Source organism: Fodinicola feengrottensis (assembly GCF_010993775.1).
GTDB classification, from domain to species: Bacteria; Actinomycetota; Actinomycetes; order Mycobacteriales; family HKI-0501; genus Fodinicola; species Fodinicola feengrottensis.
Genome location: NZ_WOTO01000031.1, coordinates 71,449 through 85,407 on the forward strand (window position 1 = coordinate 71,449; position 13,959 = coordinate 85,407).

Sequence of the window (13,959 nt, forward strand, 5' to 3'; positions counted from 1 at the left end):
CGCGATAAGGACCAGCGCAGCCGCGCGCCGATCATGCCGCGGGACATCGCGCTGGAACTTCCAGGGTTTTTCCTGCTGAAAATGCTCATCGACACACCTGCGAACGGGCTCCGGTGACGCTTACCGGTATGGACGCGTTGTCTCCGACGGAGATGCTCAAATTACAAATGTAGACGTTGACCCAGGTGCCGTAGTCGAGCGCACGGCCGACCGTGCCGACCAGGGTTGGCGCGCCTTTCAGGGCCTTGTCCAGAGCGGTCCGGTTGGCGACCACCATGCCAGCGGCGCGGTTGAGCTGGGTGAGGTCGGTGGTGGCCGGCGGCCGCAACTGGGTCACCAGCCCGGAAAGTGAGCCGGCCAGCGCCGCGGTGCCGTCGATTGCGGCGGCGATTTGCTGCCGGTCACCAGCGGCCGCGGCCGCCAGCGATCCGAGCCCGGTCAGCAGGGCACGGAAATTCTGCTGGTTGCGGGTCATCGTGTCGAGCACGGCATCCAGGTTCGTCAGTACGGCACCGATGACCTGGTCGCGGCTGGCGAGGTTCGCGGTCACCGCCACCACGAGTTTGTTCAGCAGGTCGGCGATAGTGCCGGACTGTCCTTGAAGGACGGTGACGATCTCGGACGCCAGCTGGTTGACCTGCTGGGGGTTGATCGCGTCGAAGAGCGGCTTGAATCCGTTCAGCAGCGCGGTCAGGTCCAGGGCCGGCCGGGTCCGGGAGATCGGGATCGTGTCTCCGGGATTCAGGACACCCGCGCTGTGGCCGCTGCCCGGGGTGACCGCGAGATAGCGTCCGCCAGCCAGGTCGGCGTACCGGATAATTGCGTTCGCGTTGGCTGGCAGTTGCTGGTCATCGGTGACCGCGAAGGTGACCACCGCCTGCGTGTTCTGAAGGCTGACCGAGTCGACCCGGCCGACCCGTACGCCCGCGATGAGCACGTCACTGCCCGGCACCAGCCCTTGCGCGTCACTGAAAACGGCGTGGTATTCACCGCTCGGCCCGGACAGCGGCTGGGCCAGCGTGTTGATCACCAGCACGGTGGCCAGGACGGATACCAGCAGGAACAACGAAAGTTTGATGGCGGTCCTGATCACGGCGTCACCACCTGGGTGCCGCGCAGGATCGGCCCTGCCAGCAGGTCCAGCAAGCCGGTGGTATTTGCCTGGCCGGCCGAGTTCGGATCAAGCAGGTCAGGGAAAAGAGCGCCGATGGTGTTCTGCTCCTGCCCGCTGCCGACCGGCCCGGAGGTGCCTCCGGCTGGCTGGCTGCCTGGCGGTGGCATCAGGACGGTCCCGCCCTTCGGTACGGCCGCACCGCAGTTCGGCCCGGAGAGTCCCGGATAGCGCGGGCAGTCGGCCGCGGTGTAGGGCGGCTGGCGGCGGAAAGATGATCGGCGCCTGCAGTTTCAGCCGCCCGCTGCTGAAAACCTGGCTTCCCTTGTTCAGGAAGGTGTGCAGGTCGGTGAGCGTACGGCTGATCTGGCCGGGCTGAGAGGCCAGTGCGTCCAGCGGTGGACCGGTCAGTCGTACCAGCTGGATAATCCGACTGGAGTTGTTTCCCAGCAACTGGTTCGACTGCTGCGCGAGCGAGGTGCCGGCGCCGAGCAGTGACCGCAGGCTTTGCTGTTTGGCCACGATGGTCTCGGAGATGGACACCGCGTCGTCGAGAGCGTGGAAAGCGTCCGGTGCGCTGGACGACAGTTGCTCGCTCAGGGTCGCCAATGCCCGCAGATTTGGTCCTACAGACCGCAAAGCTGGCTGTAGCTGATGGGTCAGGATGTCTAGCTCGGCGATCGTGGTGCCCAGGTCGCCACCGCGCCCCCGCAGGACTTCGGCCACCGCGCTCAAAGCGGCGTCCAGCTGAGCCGGCTGCAGTTGGGACAGCAGGTCATAGATTCGGTTGAAGGCTTGGTAAAGCTGGATGGTCTCGGACGACATGTCCGCTCGCAGGACACTGCCGTCCCGCAGCTCGCCCTGCGCGCCGCTCGGCGGGGTCACCAGATCCACGTACGCCTGACGAAAACAGTCCGCGGCAGCAGCCGCACTTGCACATTGCCCGGTATGGCGTCCACATCGGACGGATGCACCCGGATCACCAGCCGTGACGTCTCGGCGCCGGCCTGGACGGCGAGCAGCGTGCCCACGACCACCCCGTGGTGCTGAACCGACGAAAGTGGCGCGATCGAACCGCCGACGGACGGCACGGTCGCGGTGACCACCGGATCGGTGTTGAAGGCGCCGGTGCTGTTGACCACCAGAAGGACGGCGGCGGCCAACAAAACGGTGAGGGCGACCGCGCCGCGCAGGGCGAGGCTGCCGCGTCCGGGCCCGCTCATCCGGAGCCTCCGACTCCGGGCAGCGTCGGGCGCAGCCCCCAGAAAGTCAGTGTCAGCAGGACATCCACCAGCATGATCAGCACGATGCTGGTACGCAGTGCCCGCCCAGCCGCCTTGCCGACGCCGGCTGGTCCGCCGCTCGCGGTGTAGCCGTAATAGCAGTGCACGAGCGTCACGACGATCGCGAGGACCAGTGCCTTGATCAGCGAGAAGACCACGTCTTTTGGCGTCAGCAGCAGGTGGAAGTAGTAGTCGTACGTGCCCGATGACTGGCCGGACAGGAAAACCACGGCGAAACCGGTGGCCACGTACGAGCCGAAAAGCCCAATGAGGTAGAGCGGAATGACCGCCACGAAGGCGGCCAACATCCGTGTGGTGACAAGGAAAGGCAGCGACGGCACCGCCATCGACTCCAGCGCGTCCACCTCGTCGCCGATTCGCATCGCGCCGAGCTGCGCGGTGAATCCGGTGCCGACCTTGGCGGCCAGCGCGATGCTCGCGACCACCGGCGCGATCTCGCGGGTGTTCGCCAACGCTGCCACCAAACCGGTGATGGGGGACAGGCCGATGAGGTCGAGGCCCTGGTAGCCGCCCAGACCGACCTGAGTGCTGGCAACGAAAGACATCGCGAAGATGACCCCGACAGTGCCGCCGCCGGCCAGCAGCGAGCCGGATCCGAAGCTGATGTCCGCGACCAGGCCAGCCACCACTTTGGTGTAGCGGCGGACGGTTCGCGGGATGGCGACCAGTGCTCGTACGTAGAAAGTGAACTGCGCCCCGACCATCGCGAGCGCGTCGACGATCCGCTGATAGCCGCGCACCAGCACGTTGCCGACGACGTACGGGCCGGCCATCAGTACGCCCCTCGGGCCGGTACCAGGATCGGGTAGAGCTCGGTCATCGCCGTGTTGGCGATGAAAACCAGAATGAACGACAGCACGACCGATTCGTTGACCGCGTCGCCGACGCCCTGCGGCCCGCCTTTGCAGGTAAGTCCTTTGTAGCTGGCGACAATCGCCGCGATCACCGCGAAAACCGCTGCCTTCACCTCGGCGAGCACGAAGTCGGCGGGTCGCGCGTACTGCGTCAGGGTGGCGAGGAAACTGCCGGCCGTGCCGTGCAGGATTTCGACGTGGAAGATCAGGGTGGCGCCGATGCCGACGGCCATTACCACACCATCGAGCAGCACGGTGACCACGATGGCGGCGAAAACCCGGGGGAGCACTAGGCGCTCGATCGGCGAGATGCCCATGACTTCCAGGGCGTCGGTTTCCTCGCGGATTTTCCGGGCGCCGAGGTCGGAACAGATCGCCGAGCCGCCGACCCCGGAAATCATCAACGCGCACACCAAAGGCGCGGCCTGCCCGATGATCACGAAGGCGACCACCGCTCCGCTGTAGCGTTCGGCGCCAATCTGACTGGCGAAAGACCCGACGGTGATCGCCACCGCGACCCCCAGCGGGATCATCACGAGGATGGACGGCAGGCTGGTCACCGCCGCCAGGAACCACGTTTGCTCCAGGCATTCCTGCCACGCGATCTTGCGCTTTCGCACGGCCCGGCCGGCCGCCATCGCGGTCTCCACGGCGAAGCCCAGCAACAGCCCCACCTCGGCGGCGGCGCTCGCCAGCGGCCCGCGTGCCAGCGACGGCGGTGCGACCACGGGCGACCCCTCGATGCTCTTGGTGTTGCGCGACAGTGGTGGGCGTCACATGCTCTGGTGCGGGACCTTACCCATGAGTCACATGCCGGTCGATAGGTTTGCCGAAATTTCTATCAGGGTTATCTACTCTTGAGTAAGTTAAGAATGCATGCAACACTGAGTACCAGATAATCCTCGGGTGACGGCTGGAGGCGACCACCGTGACTGCGTACGAGCACGACGACATCGCGCCACAGAATCTGGTCCTGCAGCCTCGGGACGTGCATTTCGACTGGTCAGAGCTGCCGATGCACTGGGTGCCGGACGAGCCGATGGCCACTCACGTGATGAATGTGCTGCATCTGCTGCTGCCTGAGGGCGAGCGTTGGTTCGTCCGGCTCTTCCAGGAGGTCGTGCCGCGGATCCACGACGACACGCTGCGCGAGCAGGTGCTCGGGTTCATCGGCCAGGAGGCCGTGCACGCGGAGGCGCACAGCGAGGTGCTTGACCACCTGCTGGCGAAGGGCCTGGACCCGCGGGCCGTTCACCCAGCGCGCCGAGTGGATCTTCCGCCGGATGCTGGGTGACCGGGAGGGTCTGAGCGGCAAGGCCGCCGAGCAGTATCTGCTGGAGCGGGTCGCGATCGTGGCGGCGATCGAGCACTTCACCGCGCACATGGGTCACTGGATGCTCAATGCGAAGGCTTTGGATGAGGCCGGCATTGATCCGACCATGCTCGATCTGCTGCGCTGGCACGCCGCCGAGGAGGTCGAGCACCGCGCGGTGGCGTACGACCTGGCGCGCCATCTTGACCGTCGATATATGCGACGCGCCCGCGCGATGATCGTGGTGGCGCCGCTGATGGGCGTGATCTGGTTGCGTGGCACGCGTTTCATGATCGCGAACGACCCGGAACTGAGAGGTCTGCCCGCTCCTGACCGTAAACGCAAGATTGGTTGGCGGGCCCTGCGCCGAGCCGGCAAACGCGGGTTGTTGCCTCGCCCACGTGAGCTCGGTGGCGCCGCACTGACTTATCTGAAGCCGAAATTCCATCCCAGCCAGGAGTATTCGACCAGTCAGGCAGTGGCGTATCTGGCGTCGTCGCAGGCCGCCCGGGCCGCGCACTGACCGCGATGGATCCGACCGCCACGATCCCGGACCGGATGCCGCCGGACCAGTTCCTCGCCTTCATGACCGGCTTCACCGACCGCTACATGCGGGGGCTTCGGTTCCTCAGCAGCGGCCGGCCAGCATCCGGTGGGACAGCCGCTGACCTGCGACTACGGGTCGAGTCCCGGACGGTGGAGGCCGAGGACGTGGTCAGCCTGCGGTTGGCGCGTACGCACGGCGGCCCGTTGCCGGCCTGGCAGCCCGGCTGCCATCTCGACGTGGTGTTGCCGTCCGGTCTGCGTCGGCAGTATTCGCTTTGCGGCGACCCGGCGGACCGTTCCTCGTACCGCATCGCGGTCCGCCGGCTGCCGTCCGGCGGCGGTGGCTCGGTCGAAATTCATCAGCTGCAACCTGGAAGCATGCTGACCGTACGCGGTCCGCGCAACGCGTTTCCTTTCGTTGCCGCGGAATCCGTGCTGCTGGTTGCCGGCGGCATCGGCATCACGCCGATGCTGTCGATGGCCTGGGAAGCCGCTCGGCGCGGGCTGGACTGGCGGATGGTGTACGCCGGACGATCTCGCGACTCCATGCCATTCCTTGCGGAGTTGGAAAATCTTGACGCCACTCGGGTTTTTGTCCGTCCTGACGACGAATACGGCCTGCCGGTCGCCGACGATGTGCTGAAGTCCGCGGTGGCCGGTGGCAGCATCTACTGCTGCGGGCCGGCGCCGTTGCTTTCGCTCGTACGCGCCGGATTCGCCGACACCGGCGCCAGGCAGCTGCATTTCGAGCGGTTCGCGGCTCCGCCGGTGATCGACGGCCAGCCGCTGGAGGTTGAGCTGCGCCGCAGCGGCCAGGTGGTGTCGGTGCCGGCCGACCGCTCGGTGTTGGCCGCGATCCGGGACGTACGGCCAGCCGTCGCGTATTCGTGCCAACAAGGTTTTTGCGGGACTTGTAAGGTGAAAGTCCTTTCCGGCGCGATCGATCACCGGGACCGCCGGCTGACCGACGCGCAACGAGCCGCTGGCGAGATGTTGATCTGCGTGTCGCGCGGCGAGAATTTGGTGGTGGACCTGTGATGGCATTCGACTACAGCGAGCGCGATATCGAGCGTTTTCGAGAGGCGCAACAGCTCGCGTACGCATGTGCGCAGAAGGTCGCTGACTGGCTGGAGCCCGGCGTCACTGAGCGGCAGGCGGCCGGCAAACTCAAGCACGAGCTGATCGCCGGTGGCGTCCAGGATTTCTTCCATGTGCCGTTCGCGTGGTTCGGGGACCGGACGGCTTTTCGGCACTTTCGCAGCCCGCTGGATTTCTTCGCCAGCGGGCGCAAACTCCGTGAGGGCATGCCTTTCGTGCTGGACTGCGCGCCGGTGCTGGACGGCTACACCGCGGACATCGGCTATGGCGGTCGGGTCGGCGCGAACCCGGATCTGGGACCAACTTTTCCGGGACCTGAGCGAATATCGTTCGCTGATCCTGGAGAGTGTACGCAACCGCCAGCCGTTGAACGACATCTACGCCGACGTGGACGCACTGATCGTCAAACACGGCTACGACAACCGCCATCGGGTTTATCCGGGTCGGGTCATCGGCCACCAGGTCACCCGGATCAAAGCGGCCGGCCCGCAGGGCGTGACGTTCGCCGGTTTTGGCGTACGAACGATCCAAACGCTGGGCCGTGAGTTGATTTCCGAGCGGTTGCACGGACGTTCGCCACTGTGGGCCGACGGGCGGTCGTCCCGGCACACCCCGACACCGGGGCTGTGGGCGGTCGAGCCGCACATTGGTTTCGGTGATGTGGGGATCAAATTCGAGGAACTCCTGGTCGTCACCGACGATCCGGACAACCCCGCCTACTGGCTGGATGATGACCTGCCGCATGTGCGCCGGTGGGCCGAGATGAGCCCGCAGTTGATCGATGTGAGGGAAGGTGCGGCGTGAGGGCTGAGTCGAGCACGGTGGTGTCGGGTGACGTCCGGCTGGCGGTCTGGGAGTCAGGGGACCGTACGAAGCCAACTGTCCTTCTCGTACACGGATATCCAGACACCCACGCGGTATGGGACGGGGTGGTCAGCGAGCTGTCCGAGCGATTCCACGTCGTCACCTATGACGTACGCGGCGCCGGCGCCTCTGAGCCGCCCCAAGGCCGCGGCGGCTACCAACTGGACCAGCTGGCGAGAGATTTCTTCGCTGTCGCCGACGCGGTCAGTCCCGACAAGCCCGTCCACGTTGTCGCCCATGACTGGGGTTCGATCCAATCGTGGGAGGCGGTGACCGAGCCCGACGCGCATCGGCGGATCGCGTCGTACACGTCGATTTCCGGGCCCTGCCTGGATCACGTCGGCGAATGGATTCGCTATCGGCTGAGCAACCCGACTCCCCACCACCTCCGCCAGCTGGCGACCCAGCAGCTGCATTCCTGGTATATCGTCGCTTTCCACCTCCCGGCCCTCGCGCCGCTCGTGTGGCGACTCGGACTTTCCGCTCGTTGGGGCAAAGTCCTGCGGACCTTGGAAGGCGTGAAGACGACCGCTGGGCATCCGGCTGCGACGCTGTCTAGTGACGCGATTCGCGGCATCTCGCTTTATCGGGCCAACATGCGCCCTCGGCTGCAGAATCCGCGGCCCCGCAGTACCGAGGTGCCGGTGCAGGTCATCAGCCCAACCGGCGACCACTACGTCACCGCGGCTTTGGCTGAAGGGCTGGAAAGGCACGTATCGCAGCTGTGGCGGCGATCCCTCGCGGCCCGGCACTGGGCACCGCTGACGCACGCGCCGGCGGTGGCCCGGATGGTCGCCGAGCTGGTGGACCACATCGAGGGCGCGCCGGCCGCGCCGGAACTGCGGCGAGCCCGGGTCGGTGGTCCGAAAAAAAAGCGTGCCTTCGACGGCCAGGTCGTGGTGGTGACCGGCGCCGGCAGTGGCATCGGTCGGGGCCACCGCGCTGGCTTTCGCCGGTGTGGGCGCGAAAGTCGTCGTCGGTGACATCGATCTCGAAGCGGCCGAACGGACCGCGTTGCTGGCCGGGCTGGTCGGCCCGCCGGCGCACGCGTACGAGGTGAATGTGGCCGACGAGAAGGCCGTCCAGGAATGGGCCACCGAGGTCGCGGCCACCCACGGCGTGCCGGACGTGCTGGTCAACAATGCCGGCATCGGTCATTCGGGGACGTTCCTGCAGACCACCACCGCGGAATGGCAGCGCGTGCTGGATGTCAATCTTTGGGGCGTTATCTACGGTTGCCAGGCTTTTGGCGCGCTGATGGCCGACCGCGGCGAGGGCGGGCACATCGTCAACGTGTCATCGGCCGCCGCGTACCTGCCGTCCAAGATCCTCGCCGCGTACGCGACCAGCAAAGCCGCTGTTTTCATGCTGTCGGACTGTCTGCGGGCCGAACTGGTCACACATGGCATTGGTGTTTCGGCGATCTGCCCCGGCGTGGTCAACACGAACATCACCAAGACCAGTACGTTTTCCGGGGTTTCGGCGGCGGATCAGGACAAACAGCGGGAGCGGGTGTCCCGTGCGTACGCGCGGCGGAATTTCGGCCCTGAGGGCGTGGCGAAGGAGATCGTCCGGGCTGTCTGGCATGGCCGCGCGGTGGTGCCGGTGACGCCGGAGGCCAAGGTGGCGCGGCTGCTGTCTCGACTGTCCCCAGCCATCCTGCGCCGGGCGGCCCGCCTGGGTTAGGCCTGTCCGACCGCGTTGCGGACGACGGCTGCGCGGAAAGTGCCGGCGGGTTGTCGTAGCGAGCGCAGCCCAACTACTGGGGCGGATCCGCCGCGAAACGGACGCCGAGTTCGGCTATCCGGTACGAGCGGTGTTCCGCGCGCATCCGGCCGGCGCGTTCCAGCAGGCTGAGGCCGTGCAAGGCGGCCCAGAACACTTCGGTCACGGTGCCGTCGCCGTTGTCGCCGATCGCTTCCGCCAGTGCGTCGAACCCGGCGCGAAGCTCGGATTCGGTGTCGTCACTGGCGAATCGTGCGTCGATTGGCTGTTGGAACATGGCCTCGTACACAGCGGGATGCTCTCGGCCGAAGTCCAGATAGGCGACGGCGACGGCCTCGATGGCACGCCGTCCGCGCTTGCGGCCGAGTGCCGCACGACACTGTCGGGTCAGATCGACGAAGCCCTCCAGCGCGACCGCCAGCATGATCTCCGACTTTCCGCCGGGAAAGTGGCCATAGAGCACGGGCTGCGTGTATCCGATGGCATCGGCTAGATGTCGAGTTGTCACAGCTGCCCACCCATCGGCATCGGCACGTTTCCGCGCAGCAGCGAGAATGCGACGGTGTCGCTCGTCGCTGCGCTGCTGACGCGCCGTCTGTTCTGCCATCAGCTCTCCTCGGGTGGTCTAAGCAACCACTATCATCCTATCAGTGCTAGAGTTTCTAGCGTTGCTAACTAAGAGAGGAGCTCTTCATGGCATTCGTTCTCGCTGTCACCGCCGCATCCGTCTTTGGCCTCATGGTCGGCGTCGAGTTCGCGGTCGCCTTTGTCATCAACCCGATCATGTTGCGCCTGCCGTTCGGCGCGGCGCGTCGCTCGTCGCGCGAGCTGACGGTGCGCGCATGTTGGGGGGGCGCGCGATGCCCATCTGGTACGTCGGTTCCCTGATCCTCATCGCCGCCCTCACGGCTGTCACATGGGGCACGCCGAGCGCCGCCGCCGCACTCGTCGCCGCGGTCTTGCTAGCCATCAGCGTCGTCATGTCCGTCGTCTTGCTCGTGCCGATCAGCAAGCGCTCAATCACGTGGACCGCGGAAAGTCATCCCGACGACTGGCGGGAGCAGCAGCAGCGCTGGGATCTGCTCCACTTCGCCCGCGTCGCGATCATCGTCGTGGCCTTCGTGCTCGTCGTTGCCGCGGCGACGATGCTCTGACCCGTGCCAATCGCACAAAGCCCGAAGAGGAGCCGGGCCGGCGGCCCCGATAGCATCGTTGGTGCTGGTAACACCGCCGACATCAGGGAGTTCGCCGTGTCCGTACCCGTACGTCCAGCCGTGTCCACCACCCTCGTGGTGCCGGCCGGCACGACGGCGGCCGCGGCGGTCGAGGCGGCTGGACTGCCCAACTCCGGTCCGAAGGCGATCGTGGTCGTACGGGACGTGGACGGCAGGCTGCGCGACCTGGAATGGGCGCCAGAGGCGGATGCGCAGGTCGAGCCGGTGGCGATTGACACCGACGACGGCCGCGCGGTGCTCCGGCACTCGACCGCGCATGTGATGGCGCAGGCCGTGCAGCAGCTGTACGCCGAGGCTCGGCTCGGCATCGGCCCGCCGATCCGGGACGGCTTCTACTACGACTTCGACGTGCCCAAGCCGTTCACCCCGGAAGACCTCACCGCCATCGAGAAGAAGATGGGCGACATCGTCAAGGCCGGCCAGCGGTTCCACCGCCGGGCGTACGGGTCGCTGGCCGAGGCGAAGGCCGAGTTGGCCGCCGAGAGCCGTACAAACTCGAGTTGGTTGACCTCAAGTCCGATGTGGACACCTCCGAGGTGATGGAGGTCGGCGGGGGAGAGCTCACCGCGTACGACAACCTCGACCGTAAGACCGGCGACCGGGTGTGGGGCGACCTTTGCCGCGGTCCGCACCTGCCGTCCACCAAACATATTGCGGCCTTCAAGCTGATGCGATCGGCGGCCGCGTACTGGCGGGGCAGCGAGAAGAACCCGCAGCTGCAGCGGATTTACGGCACCGCTTGGGAAAGCCGGGACGCGCAGAAGGCCTATTTGGCGATGCTGGTGGAGGCCGAGAAACGCGACCACCGCAAGCTCGGCACCGAGCTGGATCTGTTCTCGTTCCCGGACGAGATCGGCTCCGGGTTGCCGATCTTCCACCCGCGTGGCGGGATTGTCCGGCGGGAGCTGGAAAACTACTCGCGCGAACGGCACGAGGACTCCGGCTACGAGTTCGTGAACACCCCGCACATCACCAAACGGCACTTTTTTCGAGACCTCCGGCCACCTGCCGTACTACGAAGACACCATGTTCCCGCCGATGGACCTCGAGGGCGCGGAATATTTCCTGAAGTCCATGAACTGCCCGATGCACAACCTGGTCTTCCAGTCCCGTGGCCGGTCGTATCGGGAACTTCCGTTGCGGCTGTTCGAATTCGGCACGGTCTACCGGTACGAGAAGTCCGGCGTCGTACACGGCCTCACCCGGGTGCGTGGGCTGACGATGGACGACTCGCATATTTACTGCACCCAAGAGCAGATGCCCGGCGAGTTGCGCAGCCTGCTCGCTTTCGTGCTGGATCTGCTGCGCGACTACGGCCTCGACGACTTCTACCTGGAGTTGTCGACCCGCGGTGAGGGACCGAAATTCCTCGGCTCCGACGAGGAATGGGAAGAGGCGACCGAAACCCTGCGGCAGGCCGCTCTGGATTCCGGGCTGGAGCTGGTTCCGGACCCGGGTGGCGCGGCTTTCTATGGTCCGAAATCTCGGTGCAGGCGAAGGACGCCCTCGGTCGTACGTGGCAGATGTCGACCATCCAGCTCGATTTCAACCAGCCCAAGCGATTTGAGTTGGAATACCAGGCCGCGGACGGCACCCGGCAGCAGCCGGTGATGATCCACCGGGCGCTTTTTGGCTCTATCGAACGCTTCTTCGGTGTCCTGCTGGAGCACTACGCGGGCGCCTTCCCGCCCTGGCTGTCGCCCGTCCAGGTGGTTGGCATCCCGGTGTCGGACGCGCACGTCGAGCACTTGGAGAAGGTGGCCGCGAAGCTGCGCGAGCACCGGATCCGGATCGAGGTGGACAGCTCGGACGACCGGATGCAGAAGAAGATCCGGACGGCCCAGAAGCAGAAGGTGCCTTACATGCTGATCGCCGGCGACGACGATGTCAGCAAGGACGCGATCAGCTTCCGCTACCGCGACGGCACGCAGAAGAACGGCATCTCCATCGACGACGCGGTCGCCGAGATCGTGGACGCGGTGAAAACCCGCAAACAGGTCTGAGTTTCCTAACTCTCTTAAAAATGCGGAACCTCGTCGGGCACCGGGTGCCCGACGAGGTTCCGCTTTAAAGACGCTCAGTCGTCGATGGCGGCGTACGCCGAGGTCCAGAAGTCCTGCCAGACCGGCGACCTCGGCGGGAAAGTCTGCCGCTGGGTTAACAGAATCCCGGTGAGTTCCTCGACCGGATCGTAATACCACGAGGTGCCGGAGCCGCCGTCCCAGCCGAATCGGCCAGGCCCGCCGGCCAGGTCGGTGCGCTTGGTGGCGATGGAGAGGCCGAAACCCCAGCCGTGGCTTTCCCACCAGCCAGGAACGAAAACGGCGTTCGCTTTCTGAGAGTCGGTCAGCTGGTCGGTGGTCATCAGCTGCACCGACGGTCGGGACAGCAGCCGCCCGCTGGGACAGCGCCCGTGGTTTGCCATCATCTGGCCAAAAGCGTGGTAGTCGTCGAGCGTCGACACCAGGCCGCCGCCGGCGTCCGCGCGACGGGACGGGCGGCTTGCCGAGGGTGGCGGTGTCGTCGATGACGCTCGGCTCGGCGTCGGGTGGTCCACCGTACGCGGTCGCCAGCCGGTCGAGAGTTTTTCCGTCGGCACACTGAAACTGGTGTCCTTCATGCCCAGCGGTTCGAAGAGGCGCTCGCGCAGGACCGCTTCCAGTGATGTCCCGGCGGCGCGGGCGATCAAGATGCCGAGCAGGGTCGCGCTGACGTTGTAGGTCCATCCTTCGCCGGGCTGGTGGATCAGCGGCAGGGTGCCGACCGCGTCCAGCCAGTCTTGCGAGAGCCGGCCGGCCACTCCCGGCCGAAAGCCCGCGATGTCCTTGTCCACGATGTCTCTTACGATCGGATATCGTTCTGGGGGACCAAAAATGGTGCCCAGTCCGGACCGGAAGGTCAGCAGGTCGCGTATGGTGATCGGCCGGTTCGCCGGCACGGTGTCATCGACCGGACTTTCCAACGACCGCAGCACTCGACGGTCGGCAGCAGCTCCGGCAGCAGTCGGTCGACCGGCTCGTCCAATCGCAGCGCGCATTCCTCGACCAGGATCATCGCGGCCGCGGCCGCGAGGGGTTTGGTCAACGATGCGATCCGAAAAATCGTGTCTCGCCGGATCGGGTCGGTGCCGCCGAACGCCTTGCTGCCGATCGTGTCGACATGCACCTCGCCGCGCCGACTGACCAGCGTCGCCAGCCCTGGCGCGTACCCGCGTTCGATGTGCCCGGCCAAAACCTTATGCATCCGGTCAAGCCGGAGCGCGGACAGCCCGCCACTCATTGATCCTTGTTCCTTTCCAGCAATGCGGTGAAAACCTGTGCCAACTCGGCCGCGTCCTCGCGCGGCGTGATGGGTATGCGGAAGTCCGGTGAGGCTCAGTTTCTTTTTGATGACACTCTTATGCGTACCGGACCAGTCGCACGCGTTCATGCCCATCCAATAGCTGCGCAGGTCGATGCCGGCGCCGCTGCCACCGAACGGGCTTTTGCCAACGAAACGGTGAAAATACCAATGCACGAACATGCCGTCGAACACCGCCGGCGCGGCCAGGAAAACCGGCCGGCCGATCGTACGCAGCCCCTCGATCCACCCGTCCACCGCCGCCATCGCCTCCTGCGCGGTGGGCGCCTCGCGAACCAACCGATCCCGGTCCAGCCCGGAAACCGCCAGCGCGGCCGGCACGAAATCGTCCGAGATCGGCTTGATCTCGGTGTAGAAACTCAGGTCCGGCCGGCCGGCCACGGACATGCCCAGCGAAATCATGCTGTATGGCCCCGGAATCGGCCCGTCCGCCTCGACATCGGTCGCGATGTAAAGCTCTGTCATGAAGACCAATATAACCTGCCTTGAGCGGCGTTTCCCGGTTGTCCACAGCGCGGAAATCCGTCCACAGATTCGCGGCCACCACCGA

At 65.9% G+C, this 13,959-nt stretch carries 14 protein-coding genes and 4 pseudogenes; 9 read left to right on the plus strand and 9 right to left on the minus strand.

What is annotated here, in order from left to right:
* Positions 1–85: 85 nt before the first annotated feature.
* The 5 genes from GNX96_RS26645 to GNX96_RS26665 all read right to left on the minus strand — a co-directional run bounded on the left by GNX96_RS26645 (position 86) and on the right by GNX96_RS26665 (position 3,907).
* Positions 86–1,093 (minus strand): MCE family protein, encoded by a 1,008-nt coding sequence (locus tag GNX96_RS26645; protein ID WP_163570259.1) that lies wholly within the window; start codon positions 1,091–1,093, stop codon positions 86–88.
* A 96-nt stretch (positions 1,094–1,189) separates the two neighbouring features.
* Complete coding sequence (locus tag GNX96_RS26650; RefSeq protein WP_163570261.1) at positions 1,190–1,996, minus strand: MCE family protein; 807 nt, start codon at positions 1,994–1,996, stop codon at positions 1,190–1,192.
* Entirely contained in the window at positions 1,993–2,334 is a 342-nt protein-coding gene (locus GNX96_RS26655; protein ID WP_163570263.1) for a hypothetical protein, read from the minus strand. The genes GNX96_RS26650 and GNX96_RS26655 overlap by 4 nt, the downstream gene beginning before the upstream one ends.
* On the minus strand, positions 2,331–3,188 hold the full coding sequence (locus GNX96_RS26660) for an MlaE family ABC transporter permease (RefSeq protein WP_163570265.1): 858 nt from the start codon (positions 3,186–3,188) through the stop codon (positions 2,331–2,333). The genes GNX96_RS26655 and GNX96_RS26660 overlap by 4 nt, the downstream gene beginning before the upstream one ends.
* Positions 3,188–3,907: an ABC transporter permease gene (locus GNX96_RS26665; RefSeq protein ID WP_163570302.1), complete on the minus strand. Its 720-nt coding sequence runs from the start codon at positions 3,905–3,907 to the stop codon at positions 3,188–3,190. Before GNX96_RS26665 ends, GNX96_RS26660 begins: the two co-directional genes overlap by 1 nt.
* A gap of 290 nt (positions 3,908–4,197) precedes the next feature.
* Here GNX96_RS26665 and GNX96_RS26670 point away from each other — a divergent pair.
* From GNX96_RS26670 to GNX96_RS55440, 6 genes and pseudogenes are all read left to right on the plus strand, one after another.
* A pseudogene (locus GNX96_RS26670) lies at positions 4,198–5,104 on the plus strand (metal-dependent hydrolase).
* A 5-nt stretch (positions 5,105–5,109) separates the two neighbouring features.
* On the plus strand, positions 5,110–6,165 hold the full coding sequence (locus GNX96_RS26675) for a PDR/VanB family oxidoreductase (RefSeq protein ID WP_163570267.1): 1,056 nt from the start codon (positions 5,110–5,112) through the stop codon (positions 6,163–6,165).
* A pseudogene (locus GNX96_RS64910) lies at positions 6,165–6,431 on the plus strand (M24 family metallopeptidase); the annotation flags it as partial. The gene GNX96_RS26675 and the pseudogene GNX96_RS64910, both read left to right, overlap by 1 nt.
* A gap of 58 nt (positions 6,432–6,489) precedes the next feature.
* Entirely contained in the window at positions 6,490–7,029 is a 540-nt protein-coding gene (locus GNX96_RS55430) for a hypothetical protein (RefSeq protein WP_279581564.1), read from the plus strand.
* Positions 7,026–8,072: an alpha/beta fold hydrolase gene (locus GNX96_RS55435; protein WP_279581565.1), complete on the plus strand. Its 1,047-nt coding sequence runs from the start codon at positions 7,026–7,028 to the stop codon at positions 8,070–8,072. The genes GNX96_RS55430 and GNX96_RS55435 overlap by 4 nt, the downstream gene beginning before the upstream one ends.
* Positions 8,047–8,775 carry an SDR family NAD(P)-dependent oxidoreductase gene (locus GNX96_RS55440; RefSeq protein ID WP_279581566.1) on the plus strand — a complete coding sequence of 243 codons (729 nt, stop codon included), beginning with the start codon at positions 8,047–8,049 and terminating at the stop codon, positions 8,773–8,775. Before GNX96_RS55435 ends, GNX96_RS55440 begins: the two co-directional genes overlap by 26 nt.
* Positions 8,776–8,848: 73 nt before the next feature.
* Here GNX96_RS55440 and GNX96_RS26690 read toward each other — a convergent pair whose 3' ends face one another.
* Positions 8,849–9,238 (minus strand): TetR-like C-terminal domain-containing protein, encoded by a 390-nt coding sequence (locus GNX96_RS26690; protein ID WP_279581580.1) that lies wholly within the window; start codon positions 9,236–9,238, stop codon positions 8,849–8,851.
* Positions 9,239–9,421, minus strand: a pseudogene (locus GNX96_RS55445) (TetR family transcriptional regulator); the annotation flags it as partial.
* An 86-nt stretch (positions 9,422–9,507) separates the two neighbouring features.
* Between GNX96_RS55445 and GNX96_RS55450 the strand changes: the two are divergent.
* From GNX96_RS55450 to thrS, 3 genes and pseudogenes are all read left to right on the plus strand, one after another.
* Positions 9,508–9,702 (plus strand): hypothetical protein, encoded by a 195-nt coding sequence (locus GNX96_RS55450; protein ID WP_279581567.1) that lies wholly within the window; start codon positions 9,508–9,510, stop codon positions 9,700–9,702.
* Complete coding sequence (locus GNX96_RS55455) at positions 9,675–9,968, plus strand: anthrone oxygenase family protein (RefSeq protein ID WP_279581568.1); 294 nt, start codon at positions 9,675–9,677, stop codon at positions 9,966–9,968. Before GNX96_RS55450 ends, GNX96_RS55455 begins: the two co-directional genes overlap by 28 nt.
* 96 nt (positions 9,969–10,064) lie before the next feature.
* Positions 10,065–12,052 (plus strand): annotated as a pseudogene (gene thrS, locus GNX96_RS26700) (threonine--tRNA ligase).
* Positions 12,053–12,126: 74 nt separating this feature from the next.
* Here thrS and GNX96_RS26705 read toward each other — a convergent pair.
* Complete coding sequence (locus tag GNX96_RS26705; RefSeq protein WP_279581569.1) at positions 12,127–12,987, minus strand: serine hydrolase domain-containing protein; 861 nt, start codon at positions 12,985–12,987, stop codon at positions 12,127–12,129.
* On the minus strand, positions 12,948–13,874 hold the full coding sequence (locus GNX96_RS55460) for a serine hydrolase domain-containing protein (RefSeq protein WP_279581570.1): 927 nt from the start codon (positions 13,872–13,874) through the stop codon (positions 12,948–12,950). The genes GNX96_RS26705 and GNX96_RS55460 overlap by 40 nt, the downstream gene beginning before the upstream one ends.
* Positions 13,875–13,959: the final 85 nt, after the last annotated feature.